The 19364-nt window shown below is 67.0% G+C and carries 13 protein-coding genes and 2 pseudogenes; 9 read left to right on the forward strand and 6 right to left on the reverse strand.

Going from position 1 to position 19364, the window contains the following annotated elements:
- Window positions 1-165: 165 nt before the first annotated feature.
- The 5 genes from AZG88_RS24185 (at window position 166) to AZG88_RS54060 (ending at window position 3257) form a co-directional block, all read left to right on the forward strand.
- Window positions 166-390, forward strand: a complete 225-nt coding sequence (locus tag AZG88_RS24185) for a hypothetical protein (protein WP_005241215.1) — start codon at window positions 166-168, stop codon at window positions 388-390.
- A 97-nt stretch (window positions 391-487) separates the two neighbouring features.
- The gene (locus AZG88_RS55100) at window positions 488-616 is read left to right on the forward strand and encodes a hypothetical protein (protein ID WP_269455060.1); all 129 of its coding nucleotides are present in this window, start codon (window positions 488-490) and stop codon (window positions 614-616) included.
- Window positions 617-1176: 560 nt separating this feature from the next.
- Window positions 1177-1410, forward strand: a complete 234-nt coding sequence (locus AZG88_RS24190) for a hypothetical protein (protein ID WP_025432454.1) — start codon at window positions 1177-1179, stop codon at window positions 1408-1410.
- A gap of 517 nt (window positions 1411-1927) precedes the next feature.
- On the forward strand, window positions 1928-3031 hold the full coding sequence (locus AZG88_RS24195) for a hypothetical protein (protein WP_063886876.1): 1104 nt from the start codon (window positions 1928-1930) through the stop codon (window positions 3029-3031).
- Entirely contained in the window at window positions 3024-3257 is a 234-nt protein-coding gene (locus AZG88_RS54060; protein ID WP_025432453.1) for a hypothetical protein, read from the forward strand. The genes AZG88_RS24195 and AZG88_RS54060 overlap by 8 nt, the downstream gene beginning before the upstream one ends.
- 46 nt (window positions 3258-3303) lie before the next feature.
- Here the strand turns inward: AZG88_RS54060 and AZG88_RS24200 are convergent, their stop codons facing one another.
- Both AZG88_RS24200 and AZG88_RS54065 read right to left on the reverse strand, forming a co-directional pair.
- The gene (locus AZG88_RS24200) at window positions 3304-3810 is read right to left on the reverse strand and encodes a cupin domain-containing protein (RefSeq protein ID WP_005241207.1); all 507 of its coding nucleotides are present in this window, start codon (window positions 3808-3810) and stop codon (window positions 3304-3306) included.
- A gap of 165 nt (window positions 3811-3975) precedes the next feature.
- Window positions 3976-4172 (reverse strand): annotated as a pseudogene (locus AZG88_RS54065) (tyrosine-type recombinase/integrase); the annotation flags it as partial.
- Window positions 4173-4197: 25 nt separating this feature from the next.
- Between AZG88_RS54065 and AZG88_RS24210 the strand changes: the two are divergent.
- The gene (locus tag AZG88_RS24210; RefSeq protein WP_231914168.1) at window positions 4198-5115 is read left to right on the forward strand and encodes an alpha/beta hydrolase fold domain-containing protein; all 918 of its coding nucleotides are present in this window, start codon (window positions 4198-4200) and stop codon (window positions 5113-5115) included.
- A 236-nt stretch (window positions 5116-5351) separates the two neighbouring features.
- Window positions 5352-8789, forward strand: a complete 3438-nt coding sequence (locus AZG88_RS24215; RefSeq protein ID WP_061699466.1) for a serine/threonine-protein kinase — start codon at window positions 5352-5354, stop codon at window positions 8787-8789.
- Between the two features lie 106 nt (window positions 8790-8895).
- On the opposite strand, the gene AZG88_RS24220 is transcribed toward AZG88_RS24215, so the two are convergent.
- From AZG88_RS24220 to AZG88_RS24235, 4 genes are all read right to left on the reverse strand, one after another.
- The gene (locus AZG88_RS24220; RefSeq protein WP_025432450.1) at window positions 8896-9897 is read right to left on the reverse strand and encodes a heme-dependent oxidative N-demethylase family protein; all 1002 of its coding nucleotides are present in this window, start codon (window positions 9895-9897) and stop codon (window positions 8896-8898) included.
- 59 nt (window positions 9898-9956) lie between these two features.
- On the reverse strand, window positions 9957-10454 hold the full coding sequence (locus AZG88_RS24225; protein WP_061699467.1) for a dimethylamine monooxygenase subunit DmmA family protein: 498 nt from the start codon (window positions 10452-10454) through the stop codon (window positions 9957-9959).
- Between the two features lie 32 nt (window positions 10455-10486).
- The gene (locus AZG88_RS24230) at window positions 10487-11467 is read right to left on the reverse strand and encodes a PDR/VanB family oxidoreductase (protein ID WP_061699468.1); all 981 of its coding nucleotides are present in this window, start codon (window positions 11465-11467) and stop codon (window positions 10487-10489) included.
- A 77-nt stretch (window positions 11468-11544) separates the two neighbouring features.
- A complete protein-coding gene (locus AZG88_RS24235; protein ID WP_005241188.1) occupies window positions 11545-11940 on the reverse strand; it encodes a cupin domain-containing protein in 396 nt (131 codons plus the stop codon).
- Between the two features lie 413 nt (window positions 11941-12353).
- On the opposite strand from AZG88_RS24235, the pseudogene AZG88_RS55105 reads away from it, so the two are divergent.
- Both AZG88_RS55105 and AZG88_RS55110 read left to right on the forward strand, forming a co-directional pair.
- Window positions 12354-15164, forward strand: a pseudogene (locus AZG88_RS55105) (condensation domain-containing protein); the annotation flags it as partial.
- A gap of 83 nt (window positions 15165-15247) precedes the next feature.
- On the forward strand, window positions 15248-19364 hold a 4117-nt coding region (locus tag AZG88_RS55110), incomplete at its 3' end, for a condensation domain-containing protein (RefSeq protein WP_269455061.1).

Here is a 19364-nt window from a genome sequence, read left to right on the forward strand (position 1 = left end):
GTCCACAGAATCGGCGAAGAAGACCACCACTGACTCGTCGCACCGGCATCGATGCCTACCCGATGCCGGTGCGACATCCCACTGTTTCCGTCGCCGCCGAACGAGGTGCGTCGACACACGGCACGGCCACTCCCGCGTCGTCACACCCAGCATCGAGGAGACACTATGACTGCCATCCTGACCCGAAATCGCATCGGACAGTTCGTCCGTCGAAGCAACAAGCACGGCTACCGAACCGGCCAATGGGCCCAGATCGTGATGCCCGTACCGGTGGACAACCGCGACTGCTGGCTGGTCATCTACCAGGACGGCGAAACCGACGTCATTCCGATCGACAACCACTCGGACCAGTACACGTTCTCCTCCGAGCCAGTCGACTGGCAGCACTGACAGGCCCGTGACATCGGCTGTCGAGGAACCGTCGATACGCAAAAATCGCAGCTCACACCATATCCCGGCCGCACCTCGATGGGACACACTCAGGTGCATGAGCATCGCGGACGAACCAAAGAGTTTCGCCGCCGCCGGACTACGCGCGCAGGTCCGGCAGCCGGACTTGGTGACGCACTCCCCGCTGGGAGCGTTGTCGCATCCGGTTCACTGCCAGTCGAATTGAGAACCCCGCATGGAAGCGCGACTCGTGACGCTCCGCGCCCACCAGGGCGATCTGCAGCGATCACCACCGTTCGCCGGTAGTGCGCGTGCACGCAGCAAACGGAATCAGGTGTGATTCGAAGGCTCTCTTACGTGTGATTACCGGTCAGTCAGTTCGTGGAGTTGCCCAGGCCCGCATCATTGCTCGCCATAGGTGAACACCCCCTCTCGGCATCGCGATCCCCAAGCACCGATCGGATTCACAGTTTCCCGACATGACCCCGCCGCATGAGGTGCCGACGATGATCATCAGAGCGTCGTTCACCTCGGCGATGGCGGTCAACAGGTGTACCGAACTGCCCTCATGCGAGTAATGCACCCCAGGCCCCTGGCAGAGCCGCCACCCTGGTGCACGCCTTGGTGCGCTCTTCCTCCACGGCGTCGGCGCAGCGCTGCTCCCAGTCGGCGCGGTCCGGCTCGATCGACGGAATCTGCTGGTGGGAAGCAATATTCGAAATGTGCGGTAGTCGTTCAAACCCGCGGCAGCGGGACTGACGGTGGCGGCCGCTCACCGGGCCACACATGTACACCGCCGAGCGCCGATACTGGCTGTTCACTCGTCTCGACGACTCGACCCGGGAGCCGATCTCCAGCACACCGATCCGCAGCCCCCAGCCGGACGTCACCATCGATGGCGTAGGCACTGTAGGGGTCACCGCCACCGCCAGGGGGCTGCATGACATCCCCGATCCGACCATGACGGAGCCGGTACCACTCGATGTCGCCGACCTGCTCGACCGATCACGAACCGGATGATCCCAATCGCGGCGGCACCCCGCAGGCCACCACCGAGGTGCGTTACATCCGGTGAGTGATCCGCCAAAAGGGCGGGTCGCTGAAAGAGGGCCGACAGCGACGACCGCCGGTCGAGATCCGAATTACCGGTGGGACTTTACGCCCCGCCGCCGCCTGCTCCGCCGCCGCTGCTGTTGAAGGGAAAGATGTCGGTATGCGTGCCATCCATGCGTCGAGGCGAGAGTGACGAGTACGGGCTCGGTTTCCGATCATGCATCAATCCCCGCAGGGCGATTCCCAGCCCACGGAGCATCCTCGAGAAGCGGTTTCCCGAACGGACCGGCGCTGTAGCGGACTCGTACGGGATTGGCTCCTTGCGCACGTAGCGCTCCATACACCCAGCATAGTCAGCAACGGATACTGGCGTGCCCGGTCTTCTCAGTACGCAAAGATCGTCGGATTGCGGCTTGCTCGCGGTTCGAACCAGGACACGGGCTGCGTGGGTTACCGTGAATCTCGACTCGATGAGGGGGCGCTTGTGGTCGAGGACGGGGCCCGGAGATGGCGCGACAGCACATTGTTCGACGTTGTCGTCATCCTCTCGACCATCGCGGCCGGAACCGTGGTGGCCGGACTGCTGAACGACCCTGGGACCGGCGAGCCGATCGCCGACGGCGAGTACTCCTACGTTCTCGAACCCGCGCAGTACCCGGCGCAGATACCAGGGTGCGATGTGGTCGAACCGCCCTCGGACCCTGAACGCGTCAACTTCGCCACCGTCGGGTCGGGCGAGTACGACAATCCGAGGTATCCGTGGTTCTCGGGGGCCAAGGCGGCGGCGATGACACAGGCCGCCGTCGATGCGCTGCCGAACGCAGTGGAGTTGGTCTTCGCCAGTCCGAGCCAGTCCCTGCAGTTCGAGCCGATCGCCGACTACGACCCCTCCGACTTCCCGCAGGAGGGGGATGCGGAGCTGTTCAGCGGGTCGACCAACGCCCGCGGCTCGGTGGTCCGAGACGGGCACGTCGGCTCGTTGACGGTCGATGTCCGAGCCTGGGACCGTCCCGTCCTGCCGTGCGTGGCAGGGGCGGTGGATCGACGGAACACTCGCCCGGACGGTACGGTGCTCGACTTACTGGACACCTGGTACGAGATCAACGGCGCCCGCATCCTCGAACGCACTGTCGTCGCGTACCTTCCCGACGGCACCCGGGTCGTGGCCACGGCCAGCGACGCCGACAACACCGACCCGAGGGCAGGCACCCCGCACAGTGGACACATCCCGTTGACCCTCGATGAGTTGACTGAGATCGCCACCACCCCGGCCCTGGCGGCGTCGGCGCCGGTCATCCCGGCCGTGCCGCTGATGCCATCCTCTGGGGCTGACACCGATGGGAACGGGCCGGAACTGACCCGGGAGAGGGTGACCCGGCTCGACCGGGCGCTCGAAGCCCGGTGGGCGACCATGCCGGGCAACAGTGACCTCACCCTGGATCGGCCGATCGGATCACTCCGGTTGACCGACTTCGGCAAGGACAACGTCTGCGAGGTAATCACCGTGGTATCCCCCACCGGGGCCGCTGGGCGTCTGGATATCGCCGTCGTCAGTGGCCGGTCCGCGCCGTCACCGCAGGATGAGTAACCTGAACGAGATCAATCCGGATCGCATCACCACCACGTCGCCGGACGGATCCACCGTCACCCGCGCGGACTACCCCGCCAACGGTGGCAGCGCCTACTTCTCGATCACCCTCCCCTCCACCCAACAGGTCATCATCAGCACCACCCCCGTCGGGGAGTACACCGTGCCGGTGACGTTGGAGCAGATCGAATACCTGGCCACCGCACCCGAACTCGACCTGAGCTGAATCGTCGGACTGATCGCGCGAGCCGTGGCAGCCGATGTGACGGAGCTCACGGCGGCGTCAGGGCGTATCTGGCGATCACGTCGGGCAACCAGTCGGGTTCGCCGAATTGCAGACCGTAGCGCTCGGCAAGTGCGGCGATCTGGGTGGCATCCGGTCTACCGGCGGCGATCAGTTCGGACATTTCCAGGAAGCAATGTTCGAAGCCGGCCGGACTGATGATCTCGATCATGCGCGCCGGGACGGTGCCGGCGTTCCACATGGCGTGCATCTCACCCCGGGGCTTTGTGATGTATCCGCCGGATTCGAGAACGGCCTCCCGGTCGCCGGAGCGGAATCCGATCACACCCTGAGTAACTATCGAGAATTCGTCCTCCCGCGTATGCAGATGCGGCGGCACCAGCGCACCGACCGGGAACGGGTGCTCGACGACCGACAACACCCCACCGGTGTCACGGCCCCAGAGCTTGAACTCGACCCCGATCGGGCCCAGGTCACCGGTCTGCCCGGTCCCCGGCGGCACGACGACCAGCGGTGGGGGGTCGGTTGCGCTCACACTTCTCACCTACTCACCGACGTTGACAGATCGGGTCACGAGTTCTCTGCTCAACTTTCCGCCGTCGGCGCAGGCATTGTCAACGTTCGCGGGGCATAGCCGATCGATGATCTTGGCTCCTCGATCGATGCGCGGCGATGAAGAATCCGAAGTGACCATGTCGACCAGCCCCCAGGCTTCGCGGCGGCGAATCCCGAACGCGTACACCGATTTGAGAAGAGCGGCGTCCCCATTGCCGCGGTCGCACCGTTGCGGTGGTGCGCACGGATCTGCTCGATCCGTGCATCGGCCGCGTCGAACAGGGCCTGGATCTCGTCGTAGGTCAACGGCCGCCGACTCGGATCACCCTCGTGTTTCGTGACTCCGAATCCGTCAAACGCAGTCACAATGAGTGGCGTGAACATTCCCGACATCCGCCCCGCAATCGTCCACACGGGAGTACGGATACTGATGGGCCGCACCAAACTCCGCACCGCCGAGGACACACGCCGCGACGTCCACGCGACATCGTTGCGGCCGGCATCGTTCAACCCACCACCATCTCCACTCCTGCCTGGGGTGCGGCTCTCTGCCGACCGCACTCGCGGGTTTCCCGTCTTCACCATCGAACCGGACAGCGGGCGATACGGAAAGACTGTGATCGACTTCCACGGCGGTGCCTATGTCCGCGAAATAGTGTCCTTCCACTGGCTGTTCGCGCGCACCATCACCGTTGCGGCATCGGTCCGGCTCCTGCTGCCGATCTACCCCCTCGCCCCGCACCGGACCGCCGCCCGCACCGTCGCCGATGCCGCCGACATCGTCGAATCGGCAATCTCGACCCAAGGCGCCGGCAACGTTGCGGTGGTCGGCGATTCCGCCGGAGGCGGAATCGCGCTCGCCGCGGCACAGGAACTCAAACGTAGGGGCGCACCACAGCCATCGCGGCTGATCCTTCTCTCCCCCTGGCTGGACGTCACCATGAGCGACCCCGCCCAAGCCACCATCGAGAAGCGCGACATCCTCCTCGCGCGCGGAGGACTGAAAGAAGCCGGCCGACGCTACGCCGGCGACCTCGAGGTTACCGACTGGCGCGTCAGCCCCCTCTTCGGCGACCTCACCGGCCTCGCGCCCATGAGCGTCTACACCGGTACCCACGACATCCTCGTCACCGACTCCCGCGCCCTCACTCAGCGAGCACGCGATGCCGGCGCTACCGTCGATTACACCGAGGAAATCGGGATGCAGCACGACTACGCCCTCTTCCCCCTGATCCGCCAAGCACACACCGCCCGCGAAGACATCGCCCGCATACTTCGGGCGTAGCCACCGGCGGCTACAACGCTCTCCGATGGGTACGCGCTCAGCCGCAGACCGCCCGAGTCGCTGTCGGTGGTGCGGTGGAGTGCGCCGACCCGGTCTGGGTACGCGTCACGGCGAGGCCGAATCCGACGACTGACCGTTGGGCTCGGGGACTATCCTGAAGAAATACCCACGTCGAGCGGTGCCTGCGAGGGACCGACGTCTGGTGATGCCGATGTCTGGGAGTGAGGCGGCCGCCGATGGCCGAGTTCGATCCACCGACCACTCAGCGCGCTCCCCGTCCCGCGATCACCACGGAGCTGGCCGCGGCCGGATTCGAGGACGCCCGGGAAATCGGGCGTGGCGGGTTCGGCATCGTCTACCGCTGCCGTCAACCATCCCTGGACCGCACCGTCGCGGTGAAAGTGCTCACCGAGGACCTCGACAGCGACAACCTCGAACGGTTTCTGCGTGAGCAACGCGCGATGGGTCAGCTGTCCGGGCACCCTCACATCGTCAACATCCACCGGGTCGGCGCCACTTCGTCGGGTCGCCATTACATCGTGATGCAGTATCACGCGTGCGACTCGCTCGACGCCCGCATTCGCCGAATGGGACCGATCGAGTGGCCCGAGGCGTTGCGACTCGGCATCAAACTGGCGGGCGCCCTCGAAACCGCGCACCGTCTCGGCATCGTCCATCGCGACGTCAAGCCCGCGAACATCTTGTTCACCGAGTACAGGGAACCCCAGCTCACCGATTTCGGCATCGCCCGCATCGCCGGCGGCTTCGAGACCGCCACCAGGTCCGTCCTCGGGTCGCCGGCCTCCACCGCCCCCGAGGTCCTCGCGGGTGGGCCGCCAACTCCGAGCTCGGACGTATACGGCCTCGCCGCGACACTGTTCTGCGCGATCACCGGCCACGCCGCGTTCGAGCGGCGCAGCGGTGAGGGGGTTGTCGCCCAATTCCAGCGGATCACCACCGAACCCATCTCTGACTTCGGGCGGGAAGGTATTCCGCAGGACGTGTGCGACATCGTCGAACGCGCCATGTCGGGAGACCCGCGGATGCGCCCGACGACCGCCGCCGAGTTCGGGTACGAACTGCGGGAGTGCCAGCGTCGACTTGGCCTGTCCGTCGATCACCTGGCGCTTCCGGTCGAACTGTACGAGGGCGGACAGAATCCACTCGGTGGGACGCTTGGCGTCGTGTCGGGGAGCTCCCGCCCGCTGAGCAGTCGCGCTCGTCGACGCACACCGACGACGATCCCGCCGCCCACTCCGGCAACCAAGTTCCTCGACCTCCTACGGGCGGGACGGTCGCGACGGCTGACGGTGATTCATGCTCCGGCGGGATTCGGCAAGAGCACGCTCGCCGCCCAGTGGCGGGACGTCCTCACCGAGGAAGGCGTGGCGGTGGCATGGCTCGGCGTCGATCTCGACGACGACAACGTCGTGTGGTTTCTCGCTCACCTGGTCGAGGCGATCCGGAAGATCAGGCCTGCCCTGGGGGATGGTCTCGGTGAAGCGCTCGAGCAACGCGGCGATGCGGCCGCACAGTACGTCATGATCAGCCTGATCAACGAGGTCCACGACGGCGGGCAGCGTGTGGCCGTGGTCATCGACGACTGGCACCGGGTCACAAGTGCCGAGACTATCGCGGCGATGGAGTTCCTTCTCGACCACGGCTGCCACCACTTGCCGATCATCGTCACCAGCCGCACCCGCACCGGCCTGCCCCTGAGCCGGATGAGAGTGTGCGACGAGCTCGTCGAAATCGATTCGGCTGCGTTGCGCTTCGATGTCGCGGAGTCGACGTCATTTCTCGGCGATCTCGGAGGGCTCGCGCTCAACCGAGGCGATGTCGATGCACTGACGAAGTCGACAGACGGATGGGTTGCCGCCCTGCAACTCGCGTCCTTGTCGCTACGCGAATGCGATGACCCCACGCAGCTGATCAGTCATCTGTCGGGGCGCCATCACGCCATCGGTGAATTCCTCGCCGAAAACGTGCTCGAGACCCTCGAACCGAGGCTGCTCGAATTCCTCATAGCCACCTCGATCACCGGACGCATCTGCGGCAGCCTCGCGTCGGCACTCGCAGGCGTCGAGCGTGGGCAGGCGATGCTCGAAGACGTCGAGAGCCGAGATCTGTTCCTGCGCCGCATCGACGACGACGGCGACTGGTTCCGGTACCACCACCTCTTCGCCGAATACCTGCGCAGAAGACTCGCGCGTGATCGTCCCGAGCGGGTCGGCGAGCTCCATGCCGTGGCATCGCGATGGTTCGCCGATCGCCAATTGCTCAGTGAGGCCGTCAATCACGCTCTGGCTGCGGGAGATGAGAAGCGGGCAGTCGACATGGTCGAGCATGACGGAATGGTTCTGCTCGAACACGCGAAGATGTCCACTCTGCTCGGTCTGGTGGCGAAACTTCCACCGAGGCTCGTCGCCTCCAGCGCCCGTCTCCAGCTCACGCTGGCGTGGGCCCACTGTGAACTCCAGCGTGTCAGGCCCGCACAGGCGGCACTGGACCGCGCCTATTCCCTCATCGAACGGGACGCGACCATCGGGGCCGAGGTTGCCGATCTGCGGGTCGAGGCCGACGTCGTTCAGGGTGACATCACAATATTCTCGGACCGGATCACCGGCGTCGACGAGCTGATGGCGGAATGCCTCTCGCGACCGGAGACCCTGCCCCCGTGGGTCGTCTCCGCCGCGGCCGACATCGCAACCTTCGCCGAGGTCTACCGGTTCGACTTCGACGCGGCACGCCGCATGCAGGACTGGGCATCGACGTACCACGAGCGAACGAGCGGACCGTACAGCGGGGCGTGGGGGTACTGCTACTACGGCATCGCCGCCAACGAACAGCTCGATGTCGTTGCGGCCGAATACCAATTCCGGAAGGCGATGCGGCTCGCGGTGAAGTCCGGGGGACGTCACTCACACGCTGCACGTCTCGCCGGCGCGCTGCTCGGCGAACTTCTCTACGAACGCGGTGACATCGGCGCGGCCGAACGGCTTTTGAACGAGAGCCGCGAACTCGGATTCGACGTCTGCGTGGATTTCATGCTCGCCCCCTGCGTCGTCGGAGCCCACATCATGGCGCTGAGCGGAGACCGCGACGGGGCGAAAAGACGACTGGACGAGGGCGCCGAGGCCGCCGAATCCCGGTCGCTGCCCCGATTTCGGGCGAGGATCGACTATGAACGGGTCATGCTGGGCCTCCCCCTCGAACCGGGTCGCGCCGTCGAGTCCTCCCAGCGGCGTCACCCGATCGACGGATTGGACGAGATCACTGCGCAACTCGAGGACGCCACCGCCATCACCCTTCTCCTCGGTCAACGGTCGGCGGAGACGACCGCGGCCGCCTGCACCTGGGCCGGGGAATGGGTACACAGGATCGAAGGCCGCGGACGGCACCGGGCACTACTGCATGCCAATCGACTGCTCGTCAGCTGCCTCGCGGCCGCTGGCCGAAACGACGAAGCGAAACAGGTGCTGGCGTCGATCGCGGCGCAGTGCGCGGATCGCGACATGATCCGGTACCTCCTCGATGGAGGACCGTATGTCGTGTCGACCCTGCGCGGCCTCCGCGACGATCAACTGCACGGGCTGTGGCGGCCGGAGTGGACGCCGGTCCCGAGCGCCTTTCTCGACGCCCTGTCAGCGACCAAGGGCCCAACCCTCAGCTGAGGGCGCCGAGCCGCGACTTACGGCGTCGAACTCGGCTGCGATATCGGGGATCACTGGCAGACGGTGTCGAATCGACGGACGCGGTGTTCCTGAGACCTCGGTCGTCTCAGGTGGAGGCGGGAGCCGACGACTGTGTCCGCAGCCAGCGGGCGGCGTGGTGGCGGTAACTGTCGATTCCCTTATAAGCGGCGATGTCGGCGGGAAGTTCGGTGACGATGTCGGCGAGTTGCTCGGCCCACGCGGGGATGGTGGCGATGTCCGACAGTGGCGCCATGTAGGTGTGGATGTTGAAGACGAGTGCTCCGGTGAGGGGCAGGCGGATGAGGTGTTCGAGTTCGATGCGCAGTTGCACGCGTCCGTAGTCTCCGTCGGCGATGAGATTCGGAATGTCGTCTTCCCATTCGGGCCGGGTTTCGAGGCTGGTGTCGCGGTGCGGTGAGCCGACGGCGGAGAAGGTCCAGTTGGCTCGGCGGAAGATGCGGTCGGTGGTGAGATGACGCATGAACTGCTGCGCACGGCTGGTGATGCCGCCGCTGGTCAGCCCGGGTACGGGGCGGTGAATTTCGTTGAAGTTCATCCCGACGTCGAACTTGATCGACCAGTCGGCTGCGAAGGTGACGATGGCCGCGTCGAACCAGAGTTGGTCGTGGCGCTCGGTGAGCAGGAGGATGTCGTCAGGCACCTGGCAGCCGATGAAGGTCAGCGGGTCCTCGGGCAGCGTGGCCAGATCACCCATTTCGAAGTGTTGGTCGATGTCGAGCAATGTGTTGCGCCAGTGGTAGCGGTTGCCCTGGCCGGCCAGCTGCATGGTCTCCGGGTAGGAGTCGGCCATCTGCCGCATGAGGTAGAGCATGACGTCCCAACACGCAGGGATCATGTGCGGCAAAATCTGCACTCGCCCTGGGTCTTTCGCCAGGATCTCCCGTTTGAGCTGCATCATCGGCACGTATTCGAGCCCGAGGTCGACGACGTGTCGGCCCCAACCCCCGGCGAGGGTGGGGGTATATCGGGGTGCGGGCTCGACATTGACCGCGTAGCGGAAGGTTTCGTCCCCTGCCGGGAAAGGCCAGGGCAAACAGGTCAGGTCGCTTGTGAGCAGTTCGGTCACGGTACTTCGCTCCAGAGTCGGGACGGAATGGAAGTGCAGAGGTGATCTCCAGTCGGTCGTCAGGCAACCGATGCCAGATACATCGCACGATGCGAGGAGGTGTGCGGGCGCACGAGGAGGTCGCGGGCGCAGCCCGAGCACTCGATGGTGTGGTCTGGGCGCGCGAGGGCCCGGGTGGCGGTATCGCAGTGCGGGCAGAAGACGTTGATCACGTCCACGTGTGAGATGTGGATGAACAATTCGCACGGCAGAATTCCTGCGGCGCGCGCTACCGCAACGGCCCTCATCACCTCGGACTCCGCCCCGGAAATCATGATGCGGACCCCGACTGTGCTGGCGTCGATCAGGTCCTGGACACCCGCACCGTCGGGCAGGCTGTACAACGCCACCGCCCGGTGGGCGGAGGCGAGATCCCGCGCCCACTTGTCGACCTTGGCGGTGGTGCTGGGGGCATCGCCGATCGCGATCAGGAGGTACTGCCGGCCGGATAGGTCCATGCTGGCCGCGGTAATGCCGACCTGCGCGGTGGCGTCGTCGGAGTCGTCGATGCTTGTCATGACATTCCCTCTGGTGTCTGATGCTGCGGAGGTCATAGGTCCAGCTCCAGATCCGCGCCAACGGCCCGGGAAACACACGGCATCATCACGTCACCGATGGACTTCTCCTCATCGGTGAGATAGAGGTCGCGGTGCTCGATCTGACCGCCGCGCACCGGGAGCTTGCATTCCCCGCACACGCCCTGCCGGCACAGATTCGGCACGTCGAAGCCGCTGTCCAGCAGCGCGTCGAGCAAGCTGGTGTCGGGTCCGACCGTCACGGCGGCACCGGAGCGGCCCAGCGTCGCAGTGAAGGGTTCACCCCCGGCGGAGATGCCGGAGGAGAACGGCTCCGAGTGCACACGCTGGAGCGGCCAGCCCTGGGCGAGCGCAGCTTCGGTGACGGCGTCGATCATTGGCATCGGTCCGCAGGTGTAGAGGTGGGTGCCGATCGGCCGGCGGGTCAAAGTTGGTGTCACGTGGTCCCAGAATTGTTCCGGGGTTTCCACCATCGTCAACCGGTCCCCGCACAGTTCCACCAGGTCGTCGACGTGTGCGCCGAAGCCGGAGCGGAAGGAATAGATCACCTCGAACGAGCGACGCCACTGCACCGCCGCACGCACGTGCGACAGGATGGGGGTGACCCCGATGCCGCCGGCGACGAGGACGTGGTGGCGTGCGTTCGGAACCGGAGCGAACGCACTGCGCGGACGGGACGCGGTCACCTGGTCGCCGACGGCGAGGTTGTGCACCCACCGCGACCCGCCGGCGCCGGCCCGGTCCAGTCGAACAGAGATCGAGTAGTGGTCCGGTTCGATCGCCGGGCCGGTCAGAGAGTAGGAATTGCGTGTCCCCGGCTTCCAGGTGACCGCGATGTGACTGCCCGGGGTGAAGGACGGCAACGCTCCGCCTCCGACTGGCGCCAGGACGACCTGACAGATGTCCTCACACAGGATCGTGGTGTCGGCAACGACGACGGAAAGGTCGCTCCCTACTCCGGCGCTGGTTGTCGCGGCCTCGACTACTTCGGTCACGTGCGGTCCTCCGAATCTGCTCGACAGCCACGATAGGCATGGTGACGGCGGGAGTAGTGGTGATAGACGGTCAGCGATCACGGTGCGAAGGAGCGGTGACCGACGTAGAACGCCAACGCACCCTCAGTGGTACTGAATCGGATCCGCGATCCCTTCGGGAAGAAGATCGCGTCCTTCGCCGTGGCGACTTCCTTCTGTCCGGTGTCGAGATTCTCGAGAACGAACTCGCCCTCGAGCACAACCTTCATTTCGTCGTACTCGTAGAGGTAGTCAAGGGGATCGTCGGTGCGCCGGAGTTCGAAGTAGCCGGCCGACATCTCGGACCCGTCCGGGTTTGCGTACACGTCGTCGATGAAGCCTTCGGTGCCCGGGTATTCCGCAACCGGCATCTGCGGCAGAGACTTCCAGAAATCTGCGGTGACGCGGAACGGTGCGACGGTCTGTCCGATCGCGCTCGAATCGGCAACGGTCATTGGGGTCCTCCTGGGGATGGGATTGCGCGATCGGTACGTCGATCACCATGTGATGAAACTGAAGATAATGCCAGGAAACCATGGCGTGGGTTACGTGCCCGTAAACGCGCGTGACAAGAAGGTTTATTTGTAGGAAGCGCGCGCAAGTTCGCACGGGCCTATGCCAATTCGTCGATTGCGACTCGCGACCGTCGTCACCGTTTCGTGACCGTGACCGCCTACGCACGGGTCGATCGCGGGCGCCGGGCGAGCCCCGAACGACGGCACACAGCGCGGCGGACGGGGCATCGCCGCAGGTGACAGCACATACTGGTAGTAACGGACCTGGTCGCGGCCGCGATATAGATCAGCTACCCGAAAACGTCCGACCCCAGGGGCCATCTTCTGTGATTGCCGTCGGGAGGTGTGAACAAGTGGATACGACGAACAGGCGCGACACAACCGGTCGCAGTCGTCCCGACGCCTTCCCGCTGACGTGCGCGCAGCGCGGAATCTGGCTGACCCAGCGCCTCGCTCCCGACGTCCCGACGTGCATTGCGCAGTACGTCGAGGTGCGCGGCGCCCTGGACCTCGCCGTCCTCGACGACGCGTCGGTGACCGCGGGCCGCGAGTTCCAGTCGGCGTTCCTACGGGTGTTCGAGATCGACGGGGAGCCGTTCCAGACCGTCGACCCGACCATCGACCTGTCGACCGGATTTGTCGACCTCGGGGCCGAGGCCGACCCCGTCGCGGCGGCCCACACGTGGATGACACGGGATTACACCGCGCCACTCGACCCGGCACGGGATCGGCTGGCGACATCGACGGTGTTACGAGTCGGTGACGATCACTATTTGTGGTACAGCAGAATTCACCATGTCGCGCTGGACGGTTACGGGGCGATGACGCTCGTGAACCGGATCGCCGCGCTGTACACCGCCCACGTGGAGGCCCGGACGCCGGAACCTGCCGGTGCCGCAGATCTGCGCACCCTTCACCGACTCGACGAGGCGTACCGGTCGTCGAACCGCTACTCGTCCGATCGCGCCTACTGGCGGGAGCACCTCTCCGGCCGCCGTTCGAACTCGAGCCTGTCGCCGACGGTGGCACCCGCGGTCGCGGAAAGCATCCTCGAGACGGGCACCTTGTCTGCGTCCGCGACGGAGCGACTGGACAGTTCCGGCGAACGGATCGGTGTACCGCCGGCGACCGTCGTGATCGCCACCTTCGGCGTGTATCTGGCCCGCATGACCGGACGGGACGACGTGCTCGTCGAACTCCCGGTGTCGGGCCGCACGACGGTGCTGCTGCAGCGATCGGGCGGGATGCTCGTCGGACTCGCTCCATTGCAGGTCTCCACCACACCCGACGATACGGTCGCCACTCTCACCCGCCGGGTACACCACGAAATTCTGGGCGCTCTCCGTCATCAGCGATTCACCCTGGAGGACATCCGGCGCGATGCCGACGCGGCGGACTCGCTGTCCGGGCCGATGGTCAACGTCATGCTCTTCCGCCCCCGGATCCAGTTCGGACCGCTCACCGGAGACTTTCACGTGGTCACCTCGGGGCCGGTGGAGGATCTGCTGGTCAATGTGTACCGCACCGCCGCTGCCGGGCGGATGGTCGTCGAGTTCCGCGGGAACCCCCACCGCTACACCCGGGACGAACTGGCTCGTCACCATCGGTCGTTCGTGGGCCTCCTCGAGGAGTTCCTCGCGGCAGATCCCGGCGATCCCGTGGCAGGGGTGCACGCGGAGACCGCACACGAAGGTTTGCGGAGTCGCAGGCGCACAGCAGATCTGGACTACTGGCGGACGATGCTCACCGACCTTCCCCACGACACGCCCCTTCCCCGCGACCACACCCGCCGCGTAGGTACCGTCGACGGCCGGCGCGAGCACGTCGAGGCGCACGTGACCGCGGACCTGCATCACCGGATCGAGACCCTCGGACGGGACTGCCCGGTCGCCGCGTACACCGTCACGCATGCGGCCCTCGGGGCACTACTCGCCCGTCTCGGCGGGGTCCGCGACGTCGTCCTCGGGACACCCGCGGGCTCAGGCGGATGGCCTCTGCTTCTGCGTATCCGGGTCGACGGCACCGAATCGTTCACCGACCTCGTCGAGCGCGCGCGTACGACCGAACTCGGCGCATTCTCACACGCCGACACACCCTTCGACGAGGTCGCCGCCGCACTCGGATTTCCAGCACCCTCCCGCGGCCGGCACCTGTTCCAGGTCGGGTTCGACGTGCAGACCATCGACCACCCGCGCGAGCCGGATGGCCGGTCCGACGAGGGCGCCGACCTCTGGGTCCACGTCGTCGAACACCCCGGTCGTGCCGGGCTCGACCTCCGGCTGGCCTTCGCGCGGGAGTTCTTCGAGCCGTCGACGATCCATGGATTCGCGGACCGTCTGACCCGGGTGTTCGCCCAGGTCACGGCCCACCCCGACATCCCGGTCGCTGATCTCGACCTGTTGAGTTCCGCCGAACGGCGCCGGCTCGTGCCCGCGCGCGGTGATCCGGGAGTACCGCCGCGCACGCTGCCGGACCTCCTGACGGACGCGGCACACCGTGACCCGGACGCGATCGCCGTCGTCGACGCTGCCGGCGGTGCCGACCGTACCGGCATCACGTACCGTCGTCTGGACGACGACTCCACCCGGCTCGCCCGACTGCTCCTCTCCCGGGGCTCCGGCCCGGAAACCGTGGTCGCCCTCGCTCTCCCGAGATCCGCTGATTTCGTCCGCGCTGTCTGGGCGGTCGCGAAGTCGGGGGCCGCCTTCCTACCCGTCGATCCCGGATACCCCGAGGCCCGCATCGCACACCTGCTCACCGATTCCGGGGCGACTCTCGGGGTCACGGTCGGCCGCCACCGGGACGCCCTCCCCGGCGGAGTCGAGTGGATCGACCTCGACGACCGCGACGTCGAGGGCACCCTGTCCGACCGGATCGCGACACCGGTCGGCGACGCCGACCGCCCCCGACCGCTGCGCTCGGACCATCCGGCCTATCTCATCTACACCTCGGGATCGACCGGCGTCCCCAAAGGGGTGGTCGTGACCCACCGCGGGATCGCGAATCTGATTGCCGCACAGAGTGAAGGGCTCGACGTGCCGCCGACCGGGCGGGTGGCCCAGTTCGCGTCGCCGAGCTTCGACGCCTCACTGTTCGAACTGCTCGCGGCTTTCGGATCCGGTGCGCGCGTGGTGATCGTCCCTCCCGAAGTGGTCGGGGGCGCGGAACTGGAGCGAGTACTCACCGAGCATCGCGTGACCCACGCCGTACTCACGCCGACCACCTCGCCACGCTCGATCCCCTTGGCGTGCCGACCCTGTCGCATCTCACCGTCGCCGGCGAGGCCTGCCCGCCAGAAGTCGCGTCGACATGGGCGACGGGGCGCCGCCTCCTCAATGCCTACGGGCCCACCGAGGCGACGATCATGTCGACCCTCAGCACACCGCTCGTGCCGGATGAGCCGGTCACCCTCGGTGCGCCGGTGTGCGGGTTCGAAGTCGTCGTGCTCGACGACCGGCTACACCCGGTCCCGCCGGGCACCGTCGGCGAACTGTACCTCGCCGGCCCAGGCCTCGCGCGCGGATACCGAGACCGTGCCGGCCTCGATGCCGTCCGTTTCGTGGCCGCGCCCTTCGGCTCACCGGGGACGCGGATGTACCGGACCGGTGATCTGGTGCGATGGCACGGCCGGCACGAAGACGACACACCCGCCGCCGTCCACCTCGCCTACGTCGGGCGCAGCGACTTCCAGGTAAAGATCCGCGGTTTCCGCATCGAGCTCGGGGAGATCGAGGCAGTCCTGCGTGCCGATCCCCACGTGACGTACGCCGTCGCGACGGCCGAGACCGACCCGCACACGGGAGATGCCGCGGTGATCGCCTACGTTCTCCCGGCCGAGGGGTGGCACGTCGATGCCGGGGAAGTGCGCCGTCGGCTCGCGCGCACGCTGCCCGCGCACATGCTCCCCGCCGCGGTCGTCGCCCTCGACGTCATTCCGCGTACCCCGAGCGGCAAGCTGGACCGTGCCGCGCTCCCCGCGCCGACGTTCGAACCGCGGAGCGGCACCGGCCACCCGCCGCGCACGCCGACGGAAGACACGGTCGCGTCGGTGTTCGAGACCGTGCTCGGTGTCACGGGCGTCGGTGTGGACGACGACTACGTCGATCTCGGCGGAGGTTCCCTGGCGGCGACCCGGGTGGTGGCACGGCTGAACTCCGCCCTGGGAACGTCGCTGAACGTCCGTGATCTCTTCGAGCACCCGACGGTCGCCGCACTCTCCGGTGTTGTCGACAGCCGACGCGGTGACGGCTCCGGGCGACCTCCACTCCGCCGGTTCCCGCGTCCCGCCAGGATTGCGCTCTCCCCGGCCCAGGAACGCATGTGGTTCGTCAACCAGTACGACCCACACTCCCCCGCCTACGACATTCCGCTGATCGTCCGGCTCACCGGGCATCTCGACGTCGTCGCCCTCGCCGCAGCGATCGGCGACGTCGTCGAACGGCACGAGTCGCTTCGCACGGTGTACCCGGCCTCGGACGACGGACCACATCAGGTGATCCTGCCCGCCGAGCGGGCGCTGCCCCGGGTCGAGACCGTGGAGGTCGACGGTCCGTCCGACCTCCACGAGCACGTCGCCCGGGTCGCGGCCGCGCCGTTCGACGTCACCGTCGACCCGCCGCTGCGCGCGTCTCTGTTCACGATGAGCGACACCGACCACGTACTGGCGCTGGTGATCCATCACATCGCGGCCGACGGTGCGTCGGCCGGTCCGCTCGCCCGTGACCTCTCCGCCGCCTATCGAGCCCGGGTCGGCGGACGCGCCCCGGCCTGGGAACCGCCGGCCGTGCAGTACGTCGACTACGCCTTGTGGCAACACGCCTTGCTGGGGCAGCCCACCGATCCCGACAGCCTCGCGTCGCGGCAACTCGACTATTGGAGTGAGTCGCTCCGTGGATTGCCGCCCCTTCTCGCGCTGCCGACCGACCGTCCCCGCCCGCAGCGGCTGTCCCTGCACGGCGGCCGAGTGGAATTCCATCTGCCTCCGGAGCTGCACGCCGGCATGCGGGCACTGTCCCGAACCTGCACGTCGACACTCTTCATGACCTGTCACGCGGCGCTGGCCGTCGTGCTCGCCAGGCTCGCCGGCACCGACGATGTGAGCATCGGCACCCCGGTCGCGGGCCGCGGCGAGCCCGCACTCGACGACGTGGTGGGCATGTTCGTCAACACGCTCGTGCTGCGCACCCGCATCGATCCCGCGGCGGGCTTCGCGGACACCGTACGCACCGTACGGGATGTCGACCTGGGCGCATTCGCACACGCCGACTATCCGTTCGAGAAACTGGTGGACGCCCTCGAACCCGAACGCACGGACAGTCGTTCACCGTTGTTCCAGGTCCTCCTCGAGTTCCAGCACATCCTGCCGGCCGGACACGAGGCGCGTGAGCTCGACCTGCCCGGTCTGCACGTCGCGGCCATCGCCTACGACCCGAAGATCTGTAAGTTCGACCTGCAGGTGTGGCTCAGCGAACGCGTCGATGACCACGGGGCGCCGCAGGGAATCGACGGCGGAATCGTGTACGCCACCGATCTCTTCGACGAAACGACGGTGCGTGGAATTGCCGACCGACTCGTCCGCGTGCTGGGCATCGTGACCACCGAGCCGGACGCCGTGGTCGGGAACATCGATCTCCTCTCCGACGGGGAACGCGACGTCGCCCTCCGTTCGTGGACCGCCCCCGACGAACCGGACCCCGAGACGACGCTGCCCGAGGAGTTTGCGCGGACGGCGGCACGGCAACCGGACGCCGTCGCGCTGTCGTTCGCGGGTGACACGCTGTCGTACGGGGAGCTCGCCGAACGGGTGAACCGAATCGCCCGGCTCCTCGTCGAGCACGGAGTGGCACCGGAACGCCTCGTCGCCGTGGCGATTCCCCGCTCCGTGGACTACGTCGCCGTCACACTGGGCGTGCTCGCGGCAGGAGGAGTGTGCCTCCCGCTCGATCCCGCATGGGCGTCGCCCACGCGACTCTCCCGGCTGATCACGGACGTCCACGCCACGATCCTCGTGACGACGTCCGCTCTGGCGGAACGGCTTCCCCACGGTCACCTGCGCACCCTCGTCCTCGACGCGCCGGGCACCGTCGCCGCCCTCGCAGGCAGGTCGGGTCTCCCGCTGACCGCCGTCGACGGTGGCGCCGGCCCCGACGCGGCCGCGTACGTCCTGCTCACGCGCGGATCGACGGCGCCGCCGAAACCGGTGTCGGTGACTCACCGTGCAGTACTCTCCGCACTGGCACGTCCCGCGCACGCCGTCACGACCGACGATATCTGGGCAATGGTCCCGGTCTTCGCGGCCGGCGTCACCGTCTTGACCCCGTGGAGCGCATTCCTCCACGGAGGCCGGCTCGAGGTGGTCGACGACACCACCGCCTCGTCACCGGCTGCCCTCGCCGACCTGCTGCACCGCCGCGGCGTGACCATGCTCTTCCAGAGTCCGACCGCGTACGAGCATCTCTCCCGCGCAAGAAAGTCCGCGCCGGGGGCGGACGAACGTCGCTCGGTATTGCTCACCGGCGACCCCGTCGACGCCGCGGTCGTGGTGGCTCCCGAAGCCGTCGCCGTGTACGCGTCCGTCGAGACCGTATGGTTCGCCGTTGCCAGGGATCGTGCACCGGAATCCGGTGCCGACCGGATGGAGTACCGGCCCGGTCGGGGACGAAGATTCGCGGTTGTCGACGACCGCCTTCAGCCTGTCCCGCCGGGCGTCGTCGGCGAGTTGTACATCGGTGGACCCGCACTGGCTCGTGGCTACCACGGCCGGGCCGCCGCGACGAGCACCCACTTCGTGGCGAGTCCCTTCGGCCCCCCCGGCGAACGCATGCTCCGCACCGGCGACACCGCTCGCCTCACGCCGACCGGAAACCTGAACATCCTCTGGCGCCGCGACTTCCAGGCCGCACTGCGCGGATACCGTATCCCGCTCGGTGACATCGACGCCGTCCTCACCGCGCATCCGCACGTTGCGAACGCGGTCACCGTCGACCACACCCCGCGCTCCGGAAGGCCCGCGCTCGTGTCGTATGTCGTGCCGGCCGACGGAGCCGCGCCGACCATCTCCGAAGTCCGCGCCCACGCCGCCATGATCCTGCCTCCGCCCTGGGTTCCGGGCGCGGTCGTCGTCCTCGATCGGCTGCCCGTCACGGAGAGCGGGGACATCGACCTCGATGCCCTACCCGTTCCCGAGGAACTGCGGCACTCGCCCGTCTACCGTGCCCCGGCCACTCCGGCCGAGGAGACGGTGTCGAGGGTGATCGCGCAGGTTCTCGATATCGGTGGGGTCGGTGTCGACGACAACTTCTTCGAACTGGGTGGCACGTCGCTCGACGCGGCGAGGGTGGTCGCCCGAATCGATTCGGCGTTCG

Origin of the sequence: Rhodococcus sp. LB1 (genome assembly GCF_001583455.1) — a bacterium.
Classification (GTDB): domain Bacteria; phylum Actinomycetota; class Actinomycetes; order Mycobacteriales; family Mycobacteriaceae; genus Rhodococcus_F; species Rhodococcus_F opacus.

Excerpts from the sequence above, each read along its gene's own strand:
- AZG88_RS24185 (WP_005241215.1), top strand. The coding sequence starts at position 166 with ATGACTGCCATCCTGACCCGAAATCGCATCGGACAGTTCGTCCGTCGA.
- AZG88_RS55100 (WP_269455060.1), top strand. The coding sequence starts at position 488 with ATGAGCATCGCGGACGAACCAAAGAGTTTCGCCGCCGCCGGACTACGC.
- AZG88_RS24190 (WP_025432454.1), top strand. The coding sequence starts at position 1,177 with ATGTACACCGCCGAGCGCCGATACTGGCTGTTCACTCGTCTCGACGAC.
- AZG88_RS54060 (WP_025432453.1), top strand. The coding sequence starts at position 3,024 with ATGAGTAACCTGAACGAGATCAATCCGGATCGCATCACCACCACGTCG.
- AZG88_RS24210 (WP_231914168.1), top strand. The coding sequence starts at position 4,198 with ATGAGTGGCGTGAACATTCCCGACATCCGCCCCGCAATCGTCCACACG.
- AZG88_RS24215 (WP_061699466.1), top strand. The coding sequence starts at position 5,352 with ATGGCCGAGTTCGATCCACCGACCACTCAGCGCGCTCCCCGTCCCGCG.
- AZG88_RS24225 (WP_061699467.1), bottom strand. The coding sequence starts at position 10,454 with ATGACAAGCATCGACGACTCCGACGACGCCACCGCGCAGGTCGGCATT.
- AZG88_RS24235 (WP_005241188.1), bottom strand. The coding sequence starts at position 11,940 with ATGACCGTTGCCGATTCGAGCGCGATCGGACAGACCGTCGCACCGTTC.